This is a genomic window from Megasphaera sp. SC8-1, assembly GCF_024436295.1.
GTDB classification, from domain to species: domain Bacteria; phylum Bacillota; class Negativicutes; order Veillonellales; family Megasphaeraceae; genus Megasphaera; species Megasphaera elsdenii.
In genome coordinates this window covers 82,432-108,235 of sequence record NZ_JANFQH010000034.1, presented here as the reverse complement: position 1 = coordinate 108,235, position 25,804 = coordinate 82,432, and the positions used below count along the sequence as shown (strand labels likewise).

24 protein-coding genes are annotated in these 25,804 nt (G+C 57.0%); 21 read left to right on the top strand and 3 right to left on the bottom strand.

The window, feature by feature from the left end; genetic code table 11:
- From NOS26_RS11295 to gatB, 12 genes are all read left to right on the top strand, one after another.
- Positions 1 to 816: an ABC transporter ATP-binding protein gene (locus NOS26_RS11295; protein WP_074786724.1), complete on the top strand. Its 816-nt coding sequence runs from the start codon at positions 1 to 3 to the stop codon at positions 814 to 816.
- A gap of 37 nt (positions 817 to 853) precedes the next feature.
- Positions 854 to 1,990, top strand: a complete 1,137-nt coding sequence (cbiD, locus tag NOS26_RS11290) for a cobalt-precorrin-5B (C(1))-methyltransferase CbiD (protein ID WP_072982146.1) — start codon at positions 854 to 856, stop codon at positions 1,988 to 1,990.
- Positions 1,987 to 2,787 carry a precorrin-4 C(11)-methyltransferase gene (gene cobM / locus NOS26_RS11285; RefSeq protein WP_014016515.1) on the top strand — a complete coding sequence of 267 codons (801 nt, stop codon included), beginning with the start codon at positions 1,987 to 1,989 and terminating at the stop codon, positions 2,785 to 2,787. The genes cbiD and cobM overlap by 4 nt, the downstream gene beginning before the upstream one ends.
- Positions 2,784 to 3,830 (top strand): cobalt-precorrin 5A hydrolase, encoded by a 1,047-nt coding sequence (locus tag NOS26_RS11280; protein WP_014016516.1) that lies wholly within the window; start codon positions 2,784 to 2,786, stop codon positions 3,828 to 3,830. The genes cobM and NOS26_RS11280 overlap by 4 nt, the downstream gene beginning before the upstream one ends.
- A gap of 13 nt (positions 3,831 to 3,843) precedes the next feature.
- Positions 3,844 to 4,572 (top strand): precorrin-3B C(17)-methyltransferase, encoded by a 729-nt coding sequence (gene cobJ, locus NOS26_RS11275; protein ID WP_074786720.1) that lies wholly within the window; start codon positions 3,844 to 3,846, stop codon positions 4,570 to 4,572.
- The gene (gene cobK, locus NOS26_RS11270; protein WP_074786718.1) at positions 4,569 to 5,276 is read left to right on the top strand and encodes a precorrin-6A reductase; all 708 of its coding nucleotides are present in this window, start codon (positions 4,569 to 4,571) and stop codon (positions 5,274 to 5,276) included. Before cobJ ends, cobK begins: the two co-directional genes overlap by 4 nt.
- Positions 5,277 to 5,895: 619 nt before the next feature.
- Positions 5,896 to 7,116, top strand: a complete 1,221-nt coding sequence (locus tag NOS26_RS11265; protein WP_074786716.1) for a bifunctional cobalt-precorrin-7 (C(5))-methyltransferase/cobalt-precorrin-6B (C(15))-methyltransferase — start codon at positions 5,896 to 5,898, stop codon at positions 7,114 to 7,116.
- Positions 7,117 to 7,248: 132 nt separating this feature from the next.
- Complete coding sequence (locus tag NOS26_RS11260) at positions 7,249 to 8,655, top strand: cobyrinate a,c-diamide synthase (RefSeq protein WP_255917800.1); 1,407 nt, start codon at positions 7,249 to 7,251, stop codon at positions 8,653 to 8,655.
- Entirely contained in the window at positions 8,645 to 9,274 is a 630-nt protein-coding gene (locus NOS26_RS11255; protein WP_074786714.1) for a precorrin-8X methylmutase, read from the top strand. Before NOS26_RS11260 ends, NOS26_RS11255 begins: the two co-directional genes overlap by 11 nt.
- Positions 9,275 to 10,302: 1,028 nt before the next feature.
- Positions 10,303 to 10,593, top strand: coding sequence for an Asp-tRNA(Asn)/Glu-tRNA(Gln) amidotransferase subunit GatC (gene gatC, locus NOS26_RS11250; RefSeq protein WP_014016522.1), 291 nt, complete (start codon positions 10,303 to 10,305; stop codon positions 10,591 to 10,593).
- A 15-nt stretch (positions 10,594 to 10,608) separates the two neighbouring features.
- Entirely contained in the window at positions 10,609 to 12,066 is a 1,458-nt protein-coding gene (gatA, locus tag NOS26_RS11245; RefSeq protein WP_074786712.1) for an Asp-tRNA(Asn)/Glu-tRNA(Gln) amidotransferase subunit GatA, read from the top strand.
- Positions 12,066 to 13,505, top strand: coding sequence for an Asp-tRNA(Asn)/Glu-tRNA(Gln) amidotransferase subunit GatB (gene gatB, locus NOS26_RS11240; RefSeq protein WP_014016524.1), 1,440 nt, complete (start codon positions 12,066 to 12,068; stop codon positions 13,503 to 13,505). Before gatA ends, gatB begins: the two co-directional genes overlap by 1 nt.
- Positions 13,506 to 13,565: 60 nt before the next feature.
- Here the strand turns inward: gatB and NOS26_RS11235 are convergent, their stop codons facing one another.
- Positions 13,566 to 14,303 carry a type I 3-dehydroquinate dehydratase gene (locus tag NOS26_RS11235; RefSeq protein WP_014016525.1) on the bottom strand — a complete coding sequence of 246 codons (738 nt, stop codon included), beginning with the start codon at positions 14,301 to 14,303 and terminating at the stop codon, positions 13,566 to 13,568.
- A 184-nt stretch (positions 14,304 to 14,487) separates the two neighbouring features.
- On the opposite strand from NOS26_RS11235, the gene NOS26_RS11230 reads away from it, so the two are divergent.
- From NOS26_RS11230 to NOS26_RS11210, 5 genes are all read left to right on the top strand, one after another.
- Positions 14,488 to 16,179 (top strand): glutamine--tRNA ligase/YqeY domain fusion protein, encoded by a 1,692-nt coding sequence (locus tag NOS26_RS11230; RefSeq protein WP_022496873.1) that lies wholly within the window; start codon positions 14,488 to 14,490, stop codon positions 16,177 to 16,179.
- Positions 16,180 to 16,279: 100 nt separating this feature from the next.
- Positions 16,280 to 16,555, top strand: a complete 276-nt coding sequence (locus tag NOS26_RS11225) for a DUF4321 domain-containing protein (protein ID WP_014016527.1) — start codon at positions 16,280 to 16,282, stop codon at positions 16,553 to 16,555.
- A gap of 15 nt (positions 16,556 to 16,570) precedes the next feature.
- Positions 16,571 to 17,131, top strand: a complete 561-nt coding sequence (locus NOS26_RS11220; protein ID WP_014016528.1) for a nucleoside triphosphate pyrophosphatase — start codon at positions 16,571 to 16,573, stop codon at positions 17,129 to 17,131.
- Positions 17,128 to 17,817, top strand: coding sequence for a DNA repair protein RadC (gene radC, locus NOS26_RS11215; protein ID WP_014016529.1), 690 nt, complete (start codon positions 17,128 to 17,130; stop codon positions 17,815 to 17,817). Before NOS26_RS11220 ends, radC begins: the two co-directional genes overlap by 4 nt.
- Positions 17,818 to 17,923: 106 nt before the next feature.
- Positions 17,924 to 18,685: an EFR1 family ferrodoxin gene (locus NOS26_RS11210; protein ID WP_177183649.1), complete on the top strand. Its 762-nt coding sequence runs from the start codon at positions 17,924 to 17,926 to the stop codon at positions 18,683 to 18,685.
- 123 nt (positions 18,686 to 18,808) lie between these two features.
- Here the strand turns inward: NOS26_RS11210 and ppx are convergent, their stop codons facing one another.
- Positions 18,809 to 20,344, bottom strand: a complete 1,536-nt coding sequence (ppx, locus tag NOS26_RS11205) for an exopolyphosphatase (protein ID WP_014016531.1) — start codon at positions 20,342 to 20,344, stop codon at positions 18,809 to 18,811.
- 215 nt (positions 20,345 to 20,559) lie between these two features.
- On the opposite strand from ppx, the gene thrC reads away from it, so the two are divergent.
- From thrC to NOS26_RS11185, 4 genes are read left to right on the top strand one after another with little or no spacing between them, the layout of a single operon-like run.
- Complete coding sequence (gene thrC / locus NOS26_RS11200) at positions 20,560 to 22,062, top strand: threonine synthase (RefSeq protein ID WP_014016532.1); 1,503 nt, start codon at positions 20,560 to 20,562, stop codon at positions 22,060 to 22,062.
- A 17-nt stretch (positions 22,063 to 22,079) separates the two neighbouring features.
- Positions 22,080 to 22,964, top strand: coding sequence for a DMT family transporter (locus NOS26_RS11195; RefSeq protein ID WP_014016533.1), 885 nt, complete (start codon positions 22,080 to 22,082; stop codon positions 22,962 to 22,964).
- Between the two features lie 14 nt (positions 22,965 to 22,978).
- Entirely contained in the window at positions 22,979 to 23,716 is a 738-nt protein-coding gene (locus NOS26_RS11190; protein ID WP_014016534.1) for a TVP38/TMEM64 family protein, read from the top strand.
- 20 nt (positions 23,717 to 23,736) lie between these two features.
- Positions 23,737 to 24,165, top strand: a complete 429-nt coding sequence (locus NOS26_RS11185) for a C-GCAxxG-C-C family protein (RefSeq protein ID WP_022497013.1) — start codon at positions 23,737 to 23,739, stop codon at positions 24,163 to 24,165.
- A 186-nt stretch (positions 24,166 to 24,351) separates the two neighbouring features.
- Here NOS26_RS11185 and NOS26_RS11180 read toward each other — a convergent pair whose 3' ends face one another.
- Positions 24,352 to 25,746, bottom strand: a complete 1,395-nt coding sequence (locus tag NOS26_RS11180) for an NCS2 family permease (protein WP_022497012.1) — start codon at positions 25,744 to 25,746, stop codon at positions 24,352 to 24,354.
- Between the last annotated feature and the right edge of the window lie 58 nt (positions 25,747 to 25,804).

Genomic DNA, 25,804 nt, shown 5'->3' with positions numbered 1-25,804 from the left:
ATGGCTGATGCCATTACGGTCCGGAATCTCGTCGTCTGCCGCGGCCGGCGGACAATACTCCATGATTTCAGCATAGGCCTGCCCAAGGGGAAGGTGACGGCCATCATCGGCCCCAACGGCTGCGGCAAGAGTACCTTTCTCAAGGCCGTGAACGGCATGATTCCCGTCGTCGGCGGTTCTATCTGCCTCGGTGGCCGCGACGTCCATGATTTTTCCCGAAAGGCCTTGTCGCGGGAAATCGCCTTCCTGACCCAGACCCATGACGTGCCGCCGGATGTGACTGTCCACGAGTTGGTGCGGATGGGGCGCTTTCCCTACCGCCGTCTTTGGAGTGGCTCGCGACGGGAAGACCGGGACGCTGTCGAAGGGGCTATCCGGGCCGTCGGCCTCGAATCCCATGCCGGCCAAGCCATGCAGCACCTGTCCGGCGGGGAACAGCAGCGGGCCTGGCTGGCCGTCCTGCTGGCCCAGGATGCACCCATCCTCTTGTTGGACGAACCGACGACGTACCTCGACGTGCATCATCAATTGCGCATCCTCGACCTCCTGCGCCGCATCAACGAGCGCTGGCAGAAGACCGTCGTCGTCGTTCTCCACGATATGAACCAGGCCTGGCAATATGCCGACGAAGTGGTCGTCATGAAAGACGGGAGACTGGTCTGCACCGGACCACCTCAGGCCGTCCTCACGCCAGAACGCCTGTGGGATGTTTTTGCCGTCCATACGGACATCGTCACCACCTGTGATGGCCGTTCGGCGATTGTCGTCTTGCGGAGTGATGTTTCACTTCAAACTTCAAACTTAGGGAAAACGTGATAAGATTTGTAGAGAGATAGGAAGAGAGAATATTACCATGTCATTATTCACTGTCAAAGAGGGGAAGAAACTGCGCTGCGGCTATACGACCGGCTCTTGTGCCGCTGCGGCAGCCAAGGCGGCGGCCATGATGGTCCTGACCGGGCGCCGCGTCGATGCCGTGTCGCTGCAGACGCCGCAGGGGACCGTGCTCCAGCTCATCCCGGAAGACGTCTCCTTCGGCCCGCAGTCGGCGACGTGTGCCATCCGCAAGGACAGTGGCGACGACCCGGATATTACCGACGGCATGTTGGTCTACGGCACTGTCGAAAAGACGCCTTCTGGTCTGAGCCTCATCGGCGGAGAGGGCGTCGGCCGCGTGACCCAGCCCGGCCTGGCCTGTGCCGTCGGCGATTGGGCCATCAATCCCGTGCCGCGCCGCATGATTACCGAAGCCCTGCAACAGGCTTGCCAGCAGTGCGGCTATACCGGCGGCCTGCGCCTGACTCTGTCCATTCCCGATGGCCAGCGCCTGGCCCAAAAGACCTTCAACCCGCGCCTGGGCATCGTCGGCGGCCTGTCCATCCTGGGGACATCGGGCATCGTCGACCCCATGAGCGAACAGGCCCTGGTCGATACGATCCATACAGAAATGGATTCCCGCCGCGCTGCCGGCCAGGCTCATTTACTGGCCTTTTTCGGCAATTACGGCGTCGATTTCAGCCGGGACCATCTGGGCCTCGACGTCAGTCCGCGCGTGACTATCAGCAATTATGTCGGCGAAACCCTCGACTACGCCGCCTATAAAGGCTTTTCCGACGTCCTTCTCATCGGACACATCGGAAAACTGGTCAAAGTCGCCCAAGGCATCATGAATACTCATTCGCGCTATGCCGATGGCCGGACGACGCTGTTGGCCCTGGAAGCGGTTTTTGCCGGCGCTTCCCGTGAGGTGGCCCAAAAGATCTACGACAGCCTGACGACGGACGAAGCCGTCCGCCTGCTGAAAGAAACGGGCCTGCTGGAGCCCGTCATGGCCGCAGTCTGTGAAAAAATCGAGGCCTATATGGATCAGCGGACCCACGGCCAGGTCCCGACGGCAGCCGTCGTCTTTTCCAATGCCTATGGCGTCTTGGGACAGTCGTCACGGGCCCAGGCATTTCTTGCATTGCATACAAAGGGGGAACTACGATGATACATTTTGTCGGCGCCGGTCCCGGTGCTGTCGACCTCATTACCGTCCGCGGCCAGAAACTGCTGGAAACAGCGGATCAGATCATTTACGCTGGCTCTTTGGTCAACCCGCAGCTGCTGGCCTGTGCGAAAAAAGACTGCCGTATCCTCGACAGTGCCGGCATGACCTTGGAAGCGGTCATCGCCGCCATGGAAGAAGGGGAAGGCCAGGGCTGGATGACTGTCCGCCTGCATACGGGCGACCCGTCGGTCTACGGTGCCATCCGCGAACAAATGGATATCCTCAGCCAGAAAGGCCTTGCCTATGACGTCGTGCCCGGCGTCAGCTCCTTCTGCGCCGCTGCCGCGTCCCTCCAGGCCGAATATACCCTGCCGGGAATCAGCCAGTCCGTCATCATTACCCGCATGGAAGGGCGGACGCCTGTGCCGGACAAGCAGAAAATCGCCGATTACGCCGCTCATCAGGCGACGATGGTCATTTTCCTCAGCGCGTCCCTCTTAGACGGACTCCAGGCCGAACTCCTGCGCGGCGGCTATCCCGCCGATACACCGGCGGCTATCGTCTATAAGGCTTCGTGGCCGGAAGAGCGGACCTATACCTGCACGGTCGGCACGTTGGCCGAAACGGCGCAGCGTGAAGGCATTTCCAAGACGGCTCTCATTGTCGTAGGACAGGTCCTGGGCCAGGCTTATGACCGCAGCCTCTTGTATCATCCCGCCTTTACCCATGGCTGCCGCCAGGCCGCTCCGGACGAGCAGCAGTACGGCGACCATATCCAAGGGGAGACGGAATCATGAAAGCCGTCGTCTTTTCCTTTACCCAGGCCGGGACGGCCTTAGGCTGCCGCGTCGTTGCCCATCTCCGGGGAGAAGGCTGGGACGTCCGTCAGGCATCATTGAAGAAATTCGCCGTCGTCCAGGAAGGAGTCCTGCCGTTTACGCCCAATCTCCACGACGAAGCGGCCCGGGCTTTTGAAGCGGCGCGGCTCGTCGTCTTCATCGGCGCGGCGGGCATCGCCGTCCGAACCATTGCCCCTTTTATCCGCCATAAAGACCTGGACCCGGCCGTCTTGGTCATCGACGAAAAAGGGCAGTTCGTCATTCCCCTTTTGTCCGGCCATATCGGCGGAGCCAATGCCATTGCCCGCCGTCTGGCAGAAGAACTGCAGGGCCAGGCTGTCGTGACGACGGCGACCGATGTCAACGCCTTGTTCGCCGTCGATGAATGGGCTGCCCGCCAGGGCCTGCGCCTGTCTTCCCTGGCCGACGCCAAGGCTTTCGCTGCAGCTATGCTGGAGAAGGGCGCTGCCGGTGTCTACAGTGACTTTCCCCTGCAAGGGCCGCTGCCGCAGGGCCTGGTCTATGCCTTCCACGGCGATGCCGGTCTGGTGATCACGACCAAAGCCCAGGTACCCGTTTTCCGCACAACCGTCGTTGCCCGGCCGGTCATCGTCCACGTCGGTATCGGCTGCCGCAAGGGGACGACGGCCAGGGATATCGCCTATTGGGTCAATGCCGTCCTGCAGCGGGCAAACTTATCGCCCGACGCCATTGCTGACGTCAGCTCCATCGACGTGAAACGAGGTGAAGCCGGTCTCCTGGCCTTTGCCAAAGCCCAGCAGTGGCCGCTGCACTTCTTTACGGCCGATGAACTCAATGCCGTTCCAGGTGACTTTACGGCATCGGATTTCGTCAAAGAAAGGGTCGGCACGGATAACGTCTGCGAACGGGCGGCTGTCCTGGCCAGCCATCAGGGGACACTCATCGTCACCAAACAGAGTCGCCGCGGCATCACCGTAGCCGTAGCCTGTGAACGCTACCAGGCCCGGTTCGATTATTGAGAGGAGAAATTTTATGAAACATCGCATTTATGTCGTCGGCATCGGGCCGGGGTCCTTGCAGGGCATGACTTTGCAGGCCCGGGAAATCCTCGATGGCTGCGACTGCATTGTCGGTTATGATACATATATCAATTTGATTCGCCATTACTTCCCGGGTAAAGAATTCGTCACGACAGGCATGACCAAGGAAGTCGAACGCTGCCGGATGGTACGGGACCGGGCCCTGCAAGGCCAGACCGTGGCCATCGTGTCCAGCGGCGATGCCGGGATTTACGGCATGGCCGGTATCATGCACGAAGTCGCTGCCGGCGAGGATATCGACATCGAAGTCATTCCCGGCGTGACCGCTGCCAGTGCCGGTGCGGCCCTGCTCGGCGCGCCCTTAGTCGCCGATACGTGCCTTATTTCCCTCAGCGATTTGCTGACGCCGTGGGAAAAAATCGCCAATCGCCTCGACTGTGCCGCTGCTGGTGATTTCGTCATCTGCCTGTACAACCCGGCCAGCAAGAAGCGGGCCGATTATCTGGAAAAGGCCTGCGACATCATCTTGCGCCATCAGTCGGCCGATACGCCAGCCGGCATCGTCCGCAACATCGGCCGCGAAGGCCAGGAAGTCACTGTCCTGACCTTGGGCGAACTGCGTAAGATGCACCTGGACATGTTCTGTACCGTCTTCATTGGCAACAGCCAGACCAAGAATATCGGTGGCAAACTGGTCACGCCGCGGGGTTATCATTTATGAGGAGTCCTGTCTGGATTGCCGGCGGTACGACAGAAGGGCGGAAATTGGCCCATTATGCCGACCACTGTCATATCCGGGCCTATGTGTCCGTGGCGACGGAATACGGCGCTTCCCTGGTGCCGGACAGTCCCTTCGTGACCGTCGTGACCGGTCGCATGGACGAAGGGGAGATGGAAAGCTTTCTTCGGGAACAAGCCATTGCCCAGGTCATCGACGCGACCCATCCCTACGCGACGGCTGTGACCGCTAATATCCGTCAGGCCTGCCGGGCCGTCGGCGTCCCGTACCGCCGCATACAACGGCGAAGCGGCAGCTATGCCGAACAGGCCGATTGCATCGCCGTCCATTCCGTCGACGAAGCCGTCGAGGTCCTGAGCCATACGACGGGCCCTGTCTTTTTGACGACAGGCAGCAAGGATTTGGACTCCTTTGCCCAGCTTCCCGACTACGCCCAGCGCCTCTATGCCCGCATCCTGCCCGTCCGGCCTTCGCTGGACCGGGCCCTGGGCCTGGGCTATCTGCCAGCTCATATCATCTGTATGCAGGGACCGTTCACGACAGAACTCAATGCGGCCATGTTCCGCCAGACCGGCGCCCGCTACGTCGTCACCAAGAACTCCGGCCGCACTGGCGGTTTCCAAGAGAAATTAGAGGCCGCCCGGCAGACAGGCGCCAAGGTCATCGTCATCGAACGGGGAGAGTAATGACAAAAAAGCAACCTCTCCGGCTCTTTGAGCCACCTCCCCTATGAGGGGAGGCTAGGGCAAGGCTCCCCTCATAGGGGAGCTGTCAGCGCAGCTGACTGAGAGGTTGCTTTTCACGCATATCTATTCAGTCAAATAGGAGAGGCGCAGGTCACAAAAAACGGCCCCGTTCGGGGCATTACGGCCTGCAACATGCCAGGGAGGTTAAGGGCAAGGCTCCCCTCATAGGGGAGGTGGCAGCGCAGCTGACTGAGAGGTTGCTTTTTACGCATATCTATTCAGTCAAATAGGAGAGGCGCAGGTCACAAAAAGACGGCCCCGTTCGGGGCATTACGGCTTGCAACATGCCAGGGAGGCAAGAGCAAGGCTCCCCTCATAGGGGAGCTGTCAGCGCAGCTGACTGAGAGGTTGCTTTTTACGCATACCTATTCAGTCAAATAGGGAAGACGCAGGTTGTAGAAAAATGGCCCCGTTCAGGGAATTTTTACGAGCGAGGGTTACTCGAAGTGATGTTGTCAGCTTGAAACTGTGGCCGCGTCGCGGCATCTGAGTCCGATCGGACTGCGGCCTGCGGGCGCCCAACGAGGGCGCCCCTGCACCCCATGAAAGGAGACATACCATGCACATCTATATTATCGGTACCGGTCCTGGCAATCCAGACTTGTTGACGGGGCAGGCGAAAGCAGCTATTGCGGCATCGCCCATCCTGGTCGGCGACAAGCGGATGCTGGCGCCTTTTGCTTCTTCCGGGAAGCGCCTGGTCCCGACATACCGGCGCGACGAGATTTGCCGGCTCGCTGCCTCGCTATCTGCTGACGAAGGACCCATGGCCGTCCTGGTATCGGGCGATGTCGGCTTTTTCAGTCTCGCCGCCATGCTTACGGATATTCCCGACTGCACGGTAACCCGAATGCCAGGCATCAGCAGTCTCGTCTATTTTGCCGCGGCCTTGCAGACGACATGGAACGACGCTTTCGTCGTCAGCCGCCACGGCCGCCAGGAATCCCTCGTCGCCGCCGTCTGCCAGCACCGGAAAGTCTTCGTCCTGACGGGTGGATCTGATTCACCGGCGGCCTTGTGCCGGGAACTCTGTCAGGCCGGCCTGGATGCGGTATCCGTGGCCATTGGCTGCAATTTGTCTTATGACAATGAAACCATCCTACGCGGGACAGCTGCCGATTTTACCAGCCGCTCTGAGGATGCCCTGGCTGTCATGATGATTGAAAACGAACAGGCCCGGCTCTGGGTGCGTCCCGTCCATGGACTGCCGGACGAAGCCTTCCTGCGCGGCAAAGCGCCTATGACCAAGCAGGAAATCCGCAGCGTCGCCCTGTCCAAGCTGGCGCCATCAGCGGACGCCGTCGTCTGTGACATCGGCGCCGGCACCGGTTCCTGTACGGTCGAACTGGCCTTGCAGGCGCCGTTTGGCCATGTCTATGCCTTTGAGATCAATGAAGAAGCCCTGGACGTATTACGAGAAAACATCGGCCATTTCGACCTGTCCAACGTCACCGTTGTCGCTGGCGATGCCAGCCAGACCTTGCCATCGCTGGATATCGTACCGGACTATGCCTTTATTGGCGGGACGAAGGGCAATCTGGCCATCATCCTCGATGACCTGTACCGCAAAAACAAAACCTGCCGCATGGTCGTCACGGCCATTACCTTGGAAACCCTGGCCGCCGTCACGGCCTATTATGCTGCCCATGACGAATACCACCTGGATATCACCCAGGTCAGCACGGCCCGCAGTAAACAAGCCGGCCAGCACCACCTCATGATAGCCCAGAACCCGGTATATATCATTACCGCTGTCCGTCAGGACGCAGAGAAGGCCTAGCCCCCCGACCGGGGCTTGCGTAGGGGCCGACCTGAAAGACGGCCCACTGCCTCCCCTGCAAAGGCGGGCCGCCCTTTGGGACGGCCCCTACAAAGTGGCCTGCGGCCCCTACATTCACGAAAGGAGATTTTCATGCCCTCATCCATATCACCTACGCAGCTTCCGCGGCTGCTCTTGGCAGCTCCGCGCAGCGGCAGCGGCAAGACGACCGTAGTCTGTGCCTTGCTGCAGGCCCTCAAGGACCGCGGCTTGTCGCCGGCGGCTTTTAAGAGCGGCCCCGATTATATCGACCCCATGTTCCATCGCCGGGTCCTGGATACGCCGTCATATAATCTGGATCTCTTTCTCTTCGGCCGCCATGAACAGGGCGCGGCAGCTGCCCGGGAAGTGCTGATACGCCATGGTGCGGCTGCGGACATTTCCATCCTGGAAGGGGCCATGGGGTATTACGACGGCGTCGGCACGGGCCGTGAAGCCAGCGCCTATGAGCTGGCAGCGGCGACAGATACGCCGGTCGTCCTCGTCGTCGACGGCCGCGGTGCGGGATTGTCTTTAGCCGCCGTCTTGCAGGGTCTGGCTGCATTTCGTCCTGACAGCCATGTCGCAGGTTTCATCGTCAACCGCATCAAGCCCATGGTGTACGAACATTTCAAATCGTCCTGGGAAGCCGCATCGGGCCTGAAGGCTTTTGGCTGTTTCCCGGACATGCCGTACTGCACCTTTTCCAGCCGCCATCTGGGCCTGGTCACGGCCGGGGAAATTGCCGACCTCCAGGAAACCATGAGAAAACTGGCTCTCCAGGCAGAAAAGAGCCTCGACATGGACGGCCTTTTGGCCTGTGCCCGTCAGGCCGCTCCCTTGGCAGGGGGCAGTCGAAACCCGGCCCCGCCAGCATCGGGGCGGGCCGTCATCGCCGTCGCCCAGGACGAAGCCTTCTGCTTTTATTATGAAGACAGCCTCCAGGTCCTGCGGGAGGCGGGAGCAGACCTCACCTTTTTCAGCCCCCTCCACGATAAAGAACTGCCACCTTGTGACGGCATATATCTCGGTGGCGGCTATCCCGAACTCTACGCCCAGGCTTTGAGCCAGAATGAGCCAATGCGGGCGTCCCTGCGCCGGGCCTTGGCCGCACACGTGCCGTGCTTCGCCGAATGTGGGGGCTTCATGTACCTCCATGAAAGCTTCCGCGACAGTCAGGACCACAGCTGGCCCTGGGTCGGCGCCGTCCCTGGCGAGACCTTCATGACGCCGTCCTTGAAGCGCTTCGGTTACGTCACTCTCCAGGCCGAAAAGGACAATCTCTTCTGCCAGGCCGGAGATACCGTAACGGCCCACGAGTTCCATTATTCGGACAGCACGGACAGGGGCAGTGACTTTACGGCCTATAAGGCCGGGAGCCAGCGCCATTGGCCCTGCATCATCGCTGGCGACCACTTTGTCGGCGGCTATCCCCATATCCATTTCCTGGGGAAACGGGACTGGGCCGCCCGTTTCGTCGCAGCCTGCATCCATCAAAAGGAAGGATCCCATGAAAATTGAACATATTTTGCCGGCCGATATCGAACGGCGCAGCATGGAAATCATTGAAGACGAATTAGGCGACATCATCCTGCCGCCGGACGAAAAAGACATTATCAAGCGCGTCGTCCACACCAGCGCCGACTTCGACTATGTCCGCAACCTGCGCTTCAGCCCAGGCGCCGTCGAACAGGCCCTGACCGCCTTGAAATCGGGCTGTACTATCGTGACCGATACTAATATGGCCTGCATGGGTATCAGCCAGCCAGGCCTTGAGAAACTGGGCTGTCGCAAAGTCTGCTTCATGGCCGATGCAGATGTCGCGGCGGCGGCCAAAGCCCAGGGGACGACGCGGGCCCAGGCTTCCATGGATAAAGCCGCAACCCTGGAAGGGGCGGTCATCGTCGCCGTCGGCAATGCGCCGACAGCCCTCCTGCGCCTGCGGGAACTCATCGACGCCGGCAAGATGAAACCGGCCCTGATTATCGGCGTCCCCGTCGGTTTCGTCAACGTCGTCTATGCCAAAGAAACCATTATGGAAGCCGGCGTCCCATATATCGTCGCCAAAGGACGGAAAGGGGGCAGCACCATCGCCGCCGCCATCTGCAACGCCCTCATCTATAGCCTGACGAGAGGGTAGGCATTGTGGGGGACGCCCAAAGGGTGTCCCGCAGGCCACCGGCCGCCTTGGACTCAGATGCGGCTTTGTCGCGTCAAATTCATGATTGTATTACGACCGCGTGCCATTCGTCATAAATTCCGGCTAGGCACAGGATTCACGGCGGCCTTTTTGGCCCGTCAGGTGCTGACCAGCGGAAGGCGCAAGACGGCTGTCAAAACGGACAGCCGTGGCTGGACGCCTTCTAGGCGTCCCCTACGGTATCGCAGCCAGGCGATAAACATGAATGCAGGCCGCAGTTTGCAGGTAGCCGGCCGCAATGGTCCTGCGGACCACAAAAAAATACACGGCCAACGGCCTTGTGCGTAGGGGCTGTCCCGATGAGGGCAGCCCGCTGCGAGATTCCATCACAGCCCATTCTGGTATAATGGTGGTTTTTTACGAGCCATGAACCACGAATTGCGAACTCCGGCTTTTTCCTCGGACTCAGATGCGGCTTTGCCGCGTCAAATTCATGATTGTATTACGACCGCGTGCCATTCGTCATAAATTCCGGCTAGGCACAGGATTCATGGCGGGACGCCTTTTAGGCGTCCCCTACGGTATCGCAGTCAGGCGATGGAAAAGAACGCAGTCACGGTTATTTACGGAGTTCAAAAGCGGGCGCGCTACGTGTACGCCCCTACGAGTCAGATGCGGCTGTGCCGCAACAGACTCAAATTGACAACGACGCTTCGGGAAGCCCTCAGCGCGTAGCGGGCCGCCCGCCGCTGCTATCCGTTGGGGGAATCGTCCTGCATCGGATGGGACAAAAAGGCTCTGGGACGTCCCCTACGGTATCGCATACAGGCGATGAGTTGATATTTACTGCAAACTGCAAACGCAAAACGAGGCTGTCTTGGTGGGCAGCCTCGTTTGCCGTCTGCCACCTGCGGCATTGGCTCCGAGGCTTGCAAAATATGGCAAAAGGTGATTAAATTATATATGTGTTGAATTTTGACAAACGATTCCGATTTGTCACGCTAAAAATATCTGCAAGGAGTGTCAGTATGAAAATCAGTGCCGAAGAAATAAAGAAGATCGCACTGTTGTCCCGCCTGGAAGTCAAGGAAGACCAGATGGAAACGGTCGGGAAACAGCTGAACGACATTTTATCGTACATGGATCTCTTGAGCCAGGTCGATGTGACCGATGTCAAACCGACGGCCCATGCCGTATCTATGTCCAACGTCATGCGCGACGACGTTCCCCAGCCGTCGCTGGCCAATGAAAAAGCGCTTCAGAATGCGCCGGAACAGGCTGATGGCTATTTCAAAGTTCCGAAAGTCATCCAGGATTAACAGGGAGGCGTATGTATGTTAACAATCCATGAACTGCATGAAAAACTGGTCAACGGCGACGTATCGGCTGTCGAATTGACCAAGGCTTTTCTTGCACATAAAGATACAGTAGAACCGAAAGTACAGGCATTCTTGTCGGATAACCGCGAATATGCCCTGGAAGCGGCTGCCGCTGTCGATGCTAAAATCGCAGCTGGCGAAACGATCAGTGACCTTGCCGGTGTCCCCGGTGCCATTAAGGATAACATCTGCATAAAAGGCCAGAAGGCTACGTGTGCTTCGAAGATGTTGGAAAATTTCAAATCGCCGTACAATGCGACGGTCATCGATAAATTGATGGCAGCTGATTACGTCAGCCTGGGCAAGACCAACATGGACGAATTTGCCATGGGCAGCTCGACGGAAAACTCGGCTTTCCAGCTGACTCACAATCCGTGGAACCTTGATTGCGTCCCCGGCGGTTCTTCCGGCGGTTCGGCGGCTGCTGTCGCTTCGGGTGAAACGGTCTGGGCCCTCGGCTCGGATACTGGCGGATCCGTCCGCCAGCCGGCTTCCTACTGCGGTGTCGTCGGTCTCAAACCGACATACGGCCTCATTTCCCGTTACGGCCTCATCGCCTTCGCTTCGTCCCTGGACCAGATCGGTACTTTCACGAATGACGTCGAAGACTGCGCCATCGTCCTCAATGCCGTTGCCGGCCATGACGCCAAGGACTCGACGTCCATTCCCCAGGCCGAAAAAGACTATAAACAGGCTTTGGTCAATGACGTCAAGGGCATGAAAATCGGCGTCCCCGAAGAATTCTTCGGCGAAGGCCTCGACGCTACCTGTCGCAAGGCTTTGGAAGACGCTATCGAAACGTATAAGAAACTCGGTGCCGAAATCGTACCGGTCAGCATGCCGCACATGAAATACGGTATCGCTGCCTACTATATCATCGCGCCGGCCGAAGCCAGCTCCAACCTGGCCCGTTACGACGGCGTCGGCTTTGGCATGCGCGTCGACGGCAAGGATATCGTCGACATGTACATCAAGACCCGTACCGAAGGCTTTGGCGACGAAGTCAAACGCCGTATCCTCCTCGGGACCTACGTCCTCAGCTCGGGCTATTACGATGCCTATTATCTGCGGGCTATGAAAGTCCGTACCCTGATCAAACAGGACTACGACGAAGCTTTGAAGAAATGCGACGTCCTGCTCACGCCGACGGCGCCGGACACAGCCTTCAAGATTGGCCAGAACAGCGACAATCCGCTGGCTATGTACCTCGGCGACGTCTGCACGGTTACGTTGAACCTGGCTGGCCTGCCGGGCCTCAGCATTCCCTGCGGCTACAAAGACGGCCTGCCCATCGGCATGCAGCTCATCGGCAAGGCCCTGGACGAAGCCACACTGCTTCGCGTGGCCTATACGTTTGAACAGAATCGGACGGACCTTCGCAAGCCGTCGCCCATGGGGGAGGTTGAACTTTAATGAAATATGAATCCGTTATCGGCTTGGAAGTCCATGTCGAATTAAAAACGAAAACGAAGATTTTCTGCGGCTGCAGCACGGAATTTGGTGCCGAACCGAATACCCACGTCTGCCCGGTCTGCTTAGGCCTGCCCGGCGTCCTGCCCGTACTCAATAAAGAAGTTCTGCATTATGCCGTCAAAGCCGGCCTGGCCCTGCATTGCGACATCCTGCCGTTCAGCAAATTCGACCGCAAGAACTACTACTATCCGGATTTGCCGAAGAACTTCCAGACGTCCCAGTTCGACCTGCCGATCTGCAAAGGCGGTTACATCGACATCGACGTCGACGGCAAACAGCGCCGCATCCATCTGACCCGTATCCACATGGAAGAAGACGCAGGCAAGCTCGTCCACAGCGGCGGCAGTATTGCCAACTCCGACTCGACCAGCGTCGACTATAACCGGACGGGTGTACCGCTCCTGGAAATCGTCGGCGAACCGGAACTGCGCAGCGGTGCCGAAGCCAGAGCCTATCTGGAAAAACTGCGCTCCATCATGCAGTATCTCGGCGTTTCCGACTGCCGTCTGGAAGAAGGCAGTATGCGCTGCGACGCCAACATTTCTGTCCGTCCCGTCGGTTCGGATAAATTGGGGACCAAGACGGAAATCAAGAACATCAACTCCTTCAGTGCCGTCCAGAAGGGCATTGAATACGAAGCCGTCCGCCAGGCACAGATCCTTGACGAAGGCGGCACCATCCAGCAGGCTACGCGCGGCTGGGATGAAGCCAAGGGCATTACCATTCTCCAGCGTGTCAAGGAAGGGGACAGCGACTACCGTTACTTCCCGGAACCGGACCTCATTCCTATCGAAGTTTCGCCGGAATACATCGAACAGGTCCGTCAGGAACTGCCGGAAATGCCCGATGCCCGCTGCCAGCGCTTCCAGGATGAACTGGGCTTGTCCGAATACGATGCCAACTTGCTGACCCTGGAAAAACAGACGGCTGATTACTTCGAAGCTGTCGTCAAAGAAGGCGTCGATGCCAAAGAAGCGGCCAACTGGATGCTCGGCGAATTTGCCAAGAAATTGAACGAAGAAAACGTCGACATCACGGCTTCGCCAGTCAAACCGGCTGACCTGGCTGGTCTCTTGAAGCTCATCGCCAAAGGGACTATCTCCGGCAAGATTGCCAAGAAAGTCCTGCCGGAAATGTGGGAATCCGGCAAATCGGCTGATGTCGTCGTCAAAGAACAGGGCTTGGTCCAGATCACCGATACAGGGGCCCTGGAAGATATGGTCAAGAAAGTCATCGCCGCCAACCCGCAGTCCGTGGCTGACTACAAGGCAGGCAAGAAGAAAGCCATCGGCTTCCTCGTCGGCCAGATCATGAAAGAAACCAAAGGCCGGGCCAACCCGGGCGTCGTCAACCAGCTGTTGACTAAGAATTTGCAGTAAAAGAAAAAGGGACTAACCACTTAAAAGGGCTTGTCGTCGTGCGACAAGCCCTTTTTTCTATCATTCTTCCGGATGGAGCAGTTTGTGGATAGCTGTACTGGTCGGCAACGTTTCTGTTTCTTCGCCGTCTGTCGTGTAGAGCAGGGGCGCGCCGAAGGTGTCGCCGCGGAGCATGGCTTCCTTGGCAATTTTGCCGATAGGATGGGGGATGACCGTTGCGTCATGATGGGCTTCGTGGAAGGCTTTGGCCGCATCTTCCAGGGCCTGGATGTCTTCCTGAGTCTGGACGGGGACGGCCAGTTCAAAGGTCTTGGCTTCCAAATCCCAGCGGCTTTCCATCTTCTGGACTAATTCATCGGCCTTTGCGCCTTGGTCAGCACGGATGACGATGATGGGGACACTGCCCAGGTCGACGGCCTGGCCGGCGATATCGTCGATATCATCTTCGTCGAGGCTGCCTTCGATTTTGACCGCGTCGATGAGGGCCGAGCGGATGGCAAAGCGCAGAATCGTGGCATAATCGTTGTCGGTCTGATACATTTCCGGCAGCTTGCTCTTATCGCAGGAAAAGAGTACTGACGGCTGTTCTGCGTCACGGGCGATGAATAACAAGGCGTTCCAGAGCTGGGACAAATTGATGGTGCCGTTGAAGAGGCCGGCATCAAAAGCAATCATGTCATAAGGTTTCTTCAAAATTTCGTCGATCCGGTCCTGCAAATCCTCAATGGTTTCACATTCCAAAGGAACGGCGATAAAAGGATGATCCGATTCAAAATGAATACTCATTGCACTAGGCATAACGTATATTACCTCCTAAGTCGTATTACCTTTATTGTACTCGGAATATGACATATTTGCAATGGCTCCGGGCGGGACCAGCCTCTCATCACAAATCCCTCTAAAATGGTTGCCAAATAGGTGTAAATCACGGTATAATGTGATATTGAAGGCATTTATACATATATGAAAGGGAGTTGCATCGATGGATAACGAAACGACCAAGAATTTTATTGAAAATATTATCGATGAAGACAACGAAAAGAATACATATGGCAAGCGGGTCCATACCCGTTTCCCGCCGGAACCGAATGGCTATCTCCACCTCGGCCACGCCAAGTCGATTTGCCTGAATTTCGGCATTGCCAAGAAATATGGCGGACTGACGAATCTCCGTTTTGATGATACCAATCCGTCCAAGGAAAATACGGAATATGTCGAATCGATCAAGCGCGATGTCAAATGGCTCGGTTTCGATTGGGATGACCGCATGTTCTATGCTTCGGATTATTTCGATAAGCTCTATGAATATGCCAAGAAATTGATTCGCCTGGGCAAGGCTTATGTCGATGACCTGTCGGGCGATGAAATCCGCGAATACCGCGGCACGTTCAATACGCCGGGGAAGGAAAGCCCGTACCGCAACCGCAGTGTCGAAGAAAATCTCCAGCTCTTTGAAGAAATGAAGGACGGCAAGTATGCCGATGGGGAAAAGGTCCTGCGCGCCAAGATCGATATGGCCAGCCCGAACCTCAATATGCGCGACCCCGTCATTTACCGTATCGTCCATGCTTCGCATCACCGGACGGGCGACAAGTGGTGCATCTATCCGATGTACGACTTCGCTCATCCTGTATCGGACGCCATCGAACGCATTACACATTCTATCTGCACGCTGGAATTTGAAGCCCATCGTCCGCTGTACAACTGGGTCCTCGAAGACTGGGACGATCCGGAAGGCCAGAAACCGCGGCAGATCGAATTTGCCCGCCTGAATGTCACCAACATGATCACGAGCAAGCGCAAACTGCGTCTCCTCGTCGAAAAGGGCATCGTCAGCGGCTGGGATGACCCGCGTATGCCGACCATTTCCGGTATCCGCCGCCGCGGCTATACGCCGGAATCGATTCGTGATTTCTGCGAACGCATCGGCGTCGCCAAGGCTGACAGCCTGGTCGATATTTCTCTCTTGGAATACTGCATCCGCGAAGACTTGAAGCTGAAAGCACCGCGCCTGATGACGGTCATCGACCCGATCAAGGTCGTCCTCACCAACTATCCCGACGGCAAGACGGAAACGATGACAGCCGACAACAACCAGGAGAATGAAGCCATGGGCACGCGTGAAATGACGTTCAGCAAGAACCTCTACATCGAACGCAATGACTTCATGGAAGAACCGGTCAAGAAATTCTTCCGCCTGGCTCCGGGCAAGGAAGTCCGCCTCAAATATGCGTACATCATCAAGTGCGAAGAAGTCATCAAGGATGAAGACGGCAACATCGTCGAACTGCACTGCACGTATGATCCGGAAAGCAAGAGCGGCAGTGGTGCCAACGCCAACCGCAAGGTCAAAGGGACTCTGCACTGGGTCAACGCAGAAGACGCTGTCGATGTCGAAACCCGCGTCTATGATTATCTCCTCAAGGACGATGGCAGCGAAGAAGAAGGGGAAAGCAAGGATTTCCTCGACCAGATCAATCCCCACAGCCTCGATGTATATCACAGCAAGGCTGAAAAGGCATTGGCAACGTACCACGTAGGTGATAAGTTCCAGTTCCTGCGCCAGGGCTATTTTGTCATTGATCCCGATACGACGGCAGACCATTTCGTCGTCAACCGCATCGTCGGCCTCCGCGATACGTGGGCTAAAATGCAGAAAAAGAAAAATCAATAAGGTCATTTATTAAAAAAGGGGCTGCCTTTCTCAGAATGGATTAGAATTTCATGAGAAAGGGCGGCCCCTTCGTATCTTTCGTGTATAATGGAGGTAGTCCATGAAAACCCCTGGTTCACACAGCCTGCTGTTCTTTTTTATCTTTCTCATCGTCGGCGGCATCCTCGGTGGTATCGTCGGGGAAGCGTTGTATGCGGTCCCGGCCCTGAAGGGCATCCTGCCGGCGCTGACGCAGCATTATGAAATCTTGAATATCCAGAATATTCACCTCAATCTTTATCTCATGGAATTGCAGTTTGGCATCCACCTGGCTCCGAACATGCTCAGCATCATCGGCGTCATCCTGGCAGCCATCCTCTTCCGTCATCTTCAGTAATTTAGGAGGGATTACATGCTTATCTTAGCTTCTGGTTCGCCCCGTCGCCGCGAACTGTTGACGCAAATCGGCGTCGCCTATATGGTCAATCCGAGTACGTATAATGAAGAATCGCCGAAAAAGAAGGACCCGGAAAAATACGTCCAGGCCCAGGCTCTGGGGAAAGCCCGCGATGTAGCCGAGAAATTCCCGGGCCAGTGGGTCCTGGGGGCCGATACGATCGTCGCCATCGATGGGGAAATGCTGGGCAAGCCCAAGAATGAAGCGGCGGCCATCGAGATGCTCCGCGAATTATCGGGAAGGAAACATTCCGTCTATACGGGCATCGCTCTGATCAATGGCCACAAGGAATACACGAAGGTCGTCGAAACGAAGGTCTGGTTCCGACGGCTCAGTGAAAAGGAAATCAAAGCCTATGTCGCTTCCGGGGAACCGCTGGACAAAGCCGGTGCCTATGGCATACAGGGCCGGGCTGCGGCTTTCGTCGATAAAATCAACGGTTCCTATACCAATGTCGTCGGCCTGCCCTTGTCCCAGGTATGCAAGTTGTTCCACAAGGCCAAGGTCCATGTATGAGCGATCCTTTCCGCAGCCTCGCTGTTTGTGAGAAACCGCGGGAAAAATTCCTCCGTCACGGCCCGGCCGCTGTGACCGATCAGGATTTGCTGGCGATTTTATTGCGGACGGGTACGAAGGGACAATCCGTCCTCGATGTGTCGCGGCAGGTCCTCCATTCCCTGCCAGGGGAAAATATTTGTTATCTCAGCGATACCAGTATCGGTGACCTCTGCCAGATTCCCGGTATCGGGACGGACAAGGCCGTCACGGTCTGTGCCGCTGTCGAGCTGGGACGGCGCATTTCCCGGCAGCATGTCAAGGAAGCGGCACCCGATTTCAGTACGCCCCAGGCCATTGCCGGCTATGTCATGGAAGACCTGCGCTTTTTGCCGCAGGAACAGTTCGGCGCCGTCTATTTATCGACGAAGAACCAGCTCATCGCCTATCGGACTTTGACCATCGGCACGATCAATGCCAGCCTGGCCAAGTCGCGGGAAGTCTTCCGCTATGCCTTGCGTTACAATGCGGCAGCCGTCGTCCTGGTCCACAACCACCCGTCGGGGAACCCTGAACCGAGCCACGAGGACATCGTCGTCACCCAGCGCATTGCCGATGCCGGCCAGATCATGGAAATCCCCGTCCTCGACCATATCATCATCGGCGACGGGACTTTCGTCAGCCTTTGTGAACGCGGATACGTGTAAAGACAAATGTATCAAGACAAATGACAGGGTTTCATGCTATAATGGATGTAAAATACCGTCCGTCTGCAAAAGGGAAATTTGCAGTGCGGTCTCTGAGGTGAGCCTTATGATTCTTTACTTTTCAGGAACGGGAAATTCATTATATGTGGCCAAGAAACTGGCTGAACTGACCGGTGATACGGCGGTGCCCATTTCGGCTATCCACGAACGGTGCCAGCGCATCCAGGACCGCATCATCGGCTTCGTCTTTCCCGTCTATTTCGGGGACCTTCCTGACCCCGTACAGGATTTCATCAGACAAGTCCGGTTCCAGAAATCGACGTATTTCTATGGCATCGCCACCTGCGGCAGTACGGCCGGCCGGGCGCTCAAGACGATGGACCGGATTTTGCAGCGCCAGCAGTGTGCCTTGTCGTATGGCGCCGTCTTGCCGATGATCGCCAACAGCACCATCGCGTCGCGCCGCCATATCCGCTACGACACGAACCGCCTGGACCACGCCGATGAGCTGATTGCCGCTGCCGCCGATAAGATACGCAGGCAGATCCGGGATACCGACGCCATCCGTTCGTCTGCATCGGCCTGGCTCATGAACCTGGGCCTGGTCCGCCGTGCCGGGGAACGCTGGCTGACGCCTTCCGTCGACGGGGACCGCTGCATTGCCTGCGGCCTCTGTGCCCGCATCTGCCCCGTGAGCAATATCATCTGTACGGCCAAACGAGCCGTCATCGGGTCCCATTGCAGCCATTGCCTGGCCTGTGTCCACTGGTGTCCCCAGCAGGCCGTCACCGTCCATGGAAAAAAGGTCCTCGCCGAAGACCAGTACCACCATCCCGACGTCACCGCCGCCGATATGACGCGGCGATAAGAGAAAAAGGGCCCTGTCGCACGAAGGCTTCTGCTATCATGCGAGGCTCCTTCATCAAACTTTCAACTTCAAACACAAAAAGGCGCTGTCTTCATAGGACAGCGCCTTTTTCACCCGGCACCCTTATTTCCAGACGAGGAGCAGGGAGGCACCGAATTCTTTTTTGAATTGTTTGCTCAGTTGTTTCATTTCGTAGTCGGCCGCGTTGTATGTCGAGCCCGGTGTCGTCGTGAGGATCATGACGGCGACGTTTTCGGCCAGCGTGACTTCGACGTTGGTGACGATTTGTTCATACGTCAGGTCCGACGCTTCGGCCAGGGCCAGGATGGTCGAGAGCTTGCGGATCATAATCCAGTCTTCAGCCGAGGCCATGTTGGCATAGCGGTAGGCCCGGATGATTTTGCGGCTGATGCCGTGGTGGAAGCCGGCGATGAAGCCGGTAATGATCTGTTCGACCTGGGTCAGGCCGTAGAGCGGAGCGTGGGCGATCATGAAGGCCGAGTGGCGGGCGTGATTGTAGAAGTTGACAATCTTGCCGACGTCGTGCATGCGGGCTGCCGTCTGCAATAAGAGGCGTTCCCGCGGGCCATAGCCGTGAAGGGGCTGGAGCTGGTCGAAGAGCTGCGTTGCGATGCGCGTGACCTGGTCGTAGTGGGCCTGGTTGATGATGACGCCGCTCAGGGTCCCGAGGAAGTTCTTGACGCTGAAATCGAGGATGTCGTCGAAGCGAGGCGAGGGCAGGTGGCAGTAGGAGGCATAATATTCATAGAACAAGCCTTCGCGGAGACCGCAGCCGCTGACGACCATTTCCGGACTGCCCGTCATGTCGAAGATGGTCTTGATGACGGCAGCACCAGCGACGATGAGGTCTGACCGTTCGCTGGACAGCCCGGCGATTTTCTTGCGGTTGGCGCTGGTCCGCGTCGTGATTTCCTGGTACAGGCCTTCGAAGTGGTCCAAGGGCATGATGTAGTTGTGGAGCTTCGACAATTCGTAATTCGTCGCCCGCTGGTCCATCTTGGCGAAATTACGGGCTGTGCCGCCGATGCCGACGATGGGCAGGTGGATGTCCTGGATCCAGGGGACGGCGGCCATTTTTTTGCGGACGAATTTCATCAGGCTGGCAATGGCGTCGGCGTCCGGGTTGCCCTGGGTGCCGAATTTTTCAGTCAGCGTGACGGCGCCGATGGGGACCGACAGAGAATGAACGGCTTCGCCATTGCGGACCAAGGTCATTTCGACGCTGGCACCGCCCAGGTCGAAGATGAGGAAATCTTTCATGGCAATGGTGTTGATGACGCCGAGATAACCCAAGTACGCTTCGCGTTCGCCGCTGATGACTTCCATCGTGATGCCCGTTTCCGCATTGATGCGCTGCAAGAAGGCTTCGCCGTTGCTGGCATTGCGGACGGCTGCTGTCGCGACAGCCCGGCATTCATGGATGTCCATGACTTCCATGATGTGTTTATAGACGTGCAGGCAGGTCAGGGCCCGCTGCACCCCTTCTTCGCTGATGACCCCGGTCTGGCTCAGGCCGTGGCCCAGGCGGATGGCTTCCTTTTCCTGGTAGAGCAGGGAATAGGACTGGTTGTCGGCAATCTGCATGACGACAAAGCGGATGGAGTTAGAGCCCATGTCGATGATGGCTAATTTTTCCATGGTATACCTCATTTCTGCGGATGCTTATCAAGTTTATCGTTTACCTTTCCATTATACTACAGATTACTGGTAAAACAAAGAGACGCCGGGGCCGAAAGATAAGCGGAAAATGCCCGTCAGTCCTTGAGGAACAGTGGACAATATGGGGATTTCCCATTATAATAGAACTACTTATAGCCATTCTATGAGGTTAGCCAAAAAGGGGGATTTTATCGATGAATTTTAGAAGTACACGATCTGACGAATGTGTTTCGCCGTCTTATGCACTCTTGCATGGGCTGGCTGCTGACGGAGGCCTTTATGTACCGGAATCATTCCCGGAAAATGTCCTGTCTTATAAAGACCTGGCCGGCAAATCCTATCAGGACATCGCCGAAGCCGTCTTGTCCCATTTCTTTACGAATTTCACGGCGGAAGAACGGAAGCAGATGATCGCTTCGGCCTACAATGATACGACTTTCCGCGATGACCGCATCGTACCGCTCCATTCCATCGATACGGATTTGTCCATTGCCGAACTGTTCCACGGCCGGACGCTGGCCTTCAAGGACCTGGCCCTGTCGTTGTTCCCGTACTTGCTGACGGCGGCCAAGAAGCAGGAAAAAGAAGACCGGGATATCCTCATCCTGACGGCGACCAGCGGCGACACGGGTAAAGCCGCCCTGGAAGGGTTCAAAGATGTACCCGGTACGAATATCATGGTCTTTTATCCCAGCGAAGGCGTCAGCCCCATGCAGAAGCAGCAGATGCAGAAGCAGGAAGGGGACAATGTCAAGGTTTCGGCCATTTACGGCAATTTCGACGACGCCCAGAGCTTCTTGAAACGCGTTTTCACCAGCGCCGAAGTCAATGCCTATGCCAACGAAAAAGGCGTCCTCTTCTCCAGCGCCAACTCCATCAACATCGGCCGCTTGTTCCCGCAGGTCGCTTACTATGTATCGACGTATGTCTCCCTCGTCGATAATGGCGCCATCAGCGAAGGCGAAACATTCGACGTCATCGTCCCGACAGGGAATTTCGGCAATATCCTGGCCGGCTATTTCGCCAAGAAAATGGGCATCCCCATTGGCAAACTGATCTGTGCATCCAATCAGAACAAGGTCCTGGCCGACTTCTTTGAAACCGGCGTCTACGATATGAACCGCGATTTCTATACGACGTCGAGCCCGTCTATGGACATCCTCTTGTCGAGCAACTTTGAACGCTTCTTGTTCTACGTCGCCGGCCAGAATGCCCAAAAGGTCGCCCAGTGGGAAAAAGACCTGCTGGAAACGGGGAAGATGAGCGTTTCGGAAGCGGAATTGAAGACCCTCCGCCAGGAATTTGAAGGCGGCTGGATCGACGATGACGAAACGAAGGCCGTCATCAACCACGTCTACAATGATTTTGGCTATCTCCTCGATCCCCATACGGCGGTCGCTTACGGCGTCGGCATGAACCGCCACCGCCAGGGCCTGGACGAAGGCCGCCACACTGTCGTCATGGCGACGGCTCATCCCTATAAATTCCCGCCGGTCATCTGCGAAGCCCTGGCCCTGCGCCAGAGCGATGATCCCTTCGACATGCTGGCCGACATCAGCAGCGTCACGGGCATTGCCCTGCCCAAGCCCCTGGCTGATCTCAAGGACAAACCGGTCCGTTTCAGCGATTCCATCGACAAAGAAGACATGAAGAAAGCCGTCCTGGCTTTTGTCGACGCCATTGCTGCCAAGCACTAGGAAAAGAGGCCTTTGGTTTGAGTAAAGGGGTTATTTACGCTATCTTATCGGCCCTGGCCTTCAGTATCCAGAATGTCATCGTAAAAGAATTGTCCTATACGACGAGCACTGGGGAAATCGCGTTCTTCCGCGGCTTCCTCAGTGCCCTTCTGATATTGGGGCTCATGCGCATCCAGCATGTACATCTGTCGAAGCAGGACATACCGACGCTGACCCTGCGCGGTGTCCTCGGCGGCATCGGCATGATCTGCATCTTCTATGCCCTCCGCGGCATGCCCTTGGCCGACGTATCCATCATCTCCCAGTTGTCGGCGTTCTTCGTCATGCTCTTCGCGGCGCTTTTCTTAAAGGAAGTCCTGCCGCCTGGGTCGAAATTGCCGCTGCTCATCATCTTCATCGGCGGCTGCCTCGTCGTCCGGCCCTGGAATTTTTCGTCCTTCAACGTCTATTCCCTGTTCGCCCTGGGGCAGGCCGTCTTTGCCGCCGGTGCCTATACGACGGTGAGCAAGCTCACCGGTTCCGGCCGTCATCACCCGTATGAAGTCGTCCTGTACTTCCTGGTCTGTGCCGCCCTGGCCGGCATCGTCCTCATGGCCCTGACCGGCGGCTTCGTCATGCCGGCTCATGGCGACTGGATCTATTATGGCGGCCTGGCGTTGTTCAGCGTCATCGCCCAGATCTGGATGACCAATGCTTATGCGACGGCCAATCCCGTCGTCGTCAGCTTCGTTTCCTATATCGGCGTCTTCTTCAACGCCCTCTGGGGCTTCGTCATCTTTGGCGAAATCCTGACGGGCCTGACCGTTGCCGGCGGCGTGCTCATCATCGGCGGGTCCATGTACCTGACCAAGCTCAAGCACGATAAGATTGCCGAAATGGCCAAGATGCAGGAACGAAAATAGAAAGAGGCATCCGAATGACTACGCAGCAGATTCATGAAACACATATCAAAATCGCTTTCTTTGCCGTTTTAGTGATCATGCTGGCCGCGATTTATGTGGCCATCCCTGACTTTTACCGCACGGTCTGGCAGCTGTCGACGAGCGGCAATATGCAGGGGACCATCGACTACCTGCGCTCCTTCGGCGCCTGGGCCGTCCTGGTCAGCATGATCATCGACATCGTCATCAACATCGTCGGCTTCCTGCCGTCCATCTTCATTTCCACGGCCAACGGCGTCCTCTTCGGCGTCGTCGGCGGGACCGTCGTCTCCTGGGTGGCCGAGACTATCGGCGTCATCATCAGCTTCTTCTTCATGCGGACCTTGTTCCGCCATAAGGCCAAGAAGGTCATCGAGAAGAGCCGCATGCTCAGCAAGCTCGACCACTACAGTACGTGGCAGGCCATGACCCTGGCCCGGGCCGTCCCGTATTCGCCGAACGGCCTGGTCACGGCCCTGGGGGCGCTGAGCCGCATCAGCTACCGCGACTATATCCTGGGCTGCTTCATCGGCAAATTGCCGTCTGTAGCCTGCGAAGTCCTGGTCGGCCACGACCTGGTCATGATGGAAGAACATTCTATGCGCCTGACCATCGTCCTCATCGTCATCGCCATCGTCTACGGCGGCCTGTGGTACTGGCATCGCCGTCAGCAGGCCAAGAAGGTCCTCCACAAGATCGCCGACGATCTCAAGGACGGCGAAGGCCGGAGTTAATTACGAAAGGATTGATCCTCATGGAAAGAGAATATAAATTAGCAGAACAGTATCATTTGCAGGGCAATAACTGTATCGAATCGGTCATCAAGACCTGTAACGATACGATGAACCTCCAGTTGCCGGACGTGGCCATCCGCATGGCTTCGGGCATGGGCGGCGGCATCGGCCGGTCGGGCTGTGTCTGCGGCGCTTTGAGCGGGGCCTGTCTGGTCATCGGCGCCCTCGTCGGCCGCCGGACACCGGACGAAAAGCCCTTGCCGGAAGTCTATAAATACACCAGCGAATTTCATGACCGCTTCAAACAGCACTTCGGCGCCACCTGCTGCCGGGCCCTCAATACCCTCAGCTTCGGTACGCCGGAATACCGCAAGCACTGCATCAAGATCACGGCTACCGCCGCCGACATGGTCTCCGACTTCATCGCCGAAAAAGGATTGCTGAAATAGGGGTGCACAAAGGCTTCTGCCATCATGCGAGGTCCATTTTCTTAAATGTTTGAGGTTTGATGTATGATGTTTGAGGCGATGTTTTTTTATTTTGTCCCATCCACATCAAACATCAAACTTTCAACTTCAAACTTAAAAAAGGCGCTGTCTTCATAGGACAGCGCCTTTTTTGTGAACTACTATCTCTTACAAGAAAATGTACTTCATGACGAAGATGACGGCCAGGCAGTACATGAGGAGGGAAATCTTTTCCCGTTTGCCTGTGAGCAGGTTGATGACGACATACGAGATGATGCCGAAGGAGATGCCTTCAGAGATGCTGTAGCAGAACGGCATGGCAATGATGGTGATGTATGCCGGAATGGATTCGCTGAAGTCATTGAAATCGATGCCGGCGACGGAGGTCAGCATGAGGAAGCCGACGATGACCAGGGCCGGTGCCGTAGCAAAGGCCGGGATGGCCATGAAGAACGGCGACAGGAAGAGGGACAAGGCGAAGAGGACGGCGACGCAGACTGCCGTCAGACCCGTGCGGCCGCCTTCGCTGACGCCGGTAGCGCTTTCGACAAAGGTCGTCGTCGTACTCGTACCGAGGACTGCCCCGATAGTCGTGGCGACGGCGTCGGCCAGGAGGGCGCCTTTGATGCGAGGCAGGCGGCCCCGTTCATCGAGCATGTTGGCCTTGGACGAGACGCCGATGAGCGTGCCCAACGTGTCGAAGATATCGACGAAGAGGAAAGCGAACATGACGACCAGGAAGTCCAGGCTGAAGACGCGGCTGAAGTCGAGCTGGCCCAGGATGGGACTCAGGCTGGCCGGAGCAAAGGCAGCGGCACCGCCGGACAGGTCGGGGATGACGCTGAACATCTTCATTTCCGGGTTGGGGACGTAGAGGCCGGTCAGTTCGCAGAGGATGGCCAGGATCCATGTGAAGAGGATGCCCCAGAGGATGTTGCCGCGGACTTTCTTGACCATGAGGACGGCCGTGAAGACGATGCCGAGCATGGCCAGGAGGACCGTAATGCCGACGGTGTGGAAGGTCCCCGTAGCAGCGGACTGTTTGAACGAGAACAGGGCAATCTTGGTTGCCGGATTGGCGACGATGATCTGGGCGTTCAGCAGGCCGATGAGGGCGATGAACAGGCCGATGCCGGCAGAGACGGCTTTCTTCAAGGTAATAGGGATGGCGTTGAAGATGGCTTCGCGGACATTGGTCAGGGACAGGACGATGAAAATCAGGCCTTCAAAGAAGACGGCGGCCAGGGCCATTTCCCAGGTGTAGCCCATCTGCAGGACGACGGTAAAGGCGAAGAAGGCGTTCAAGCCCATGCCCGGTGCCAGGGCGAAGGGGTAGTTGGCAAAGAAGGCCATGCACAGCGTCCCGATGAAGGAGGCCAGGGCCGTCGCCGTGAGGACGGCGCCTTTGTCCATGCCGGCGGCACTCATGATGGTCGGGTTGACGGCCAGGATGTAGGCCATGGTCATGAACGTCGTGATGCCAGCCAGGATTTCCGTGCGGACCGTCGTGCCGTTTTCACTCAGGTGAAAGAACCGGTCGAGAAAGGACGGTTGGTTTTCCATAATACATTCACACTCCTTTTGAAATGAAACAAGTTGATACCCATACATGTACACACAT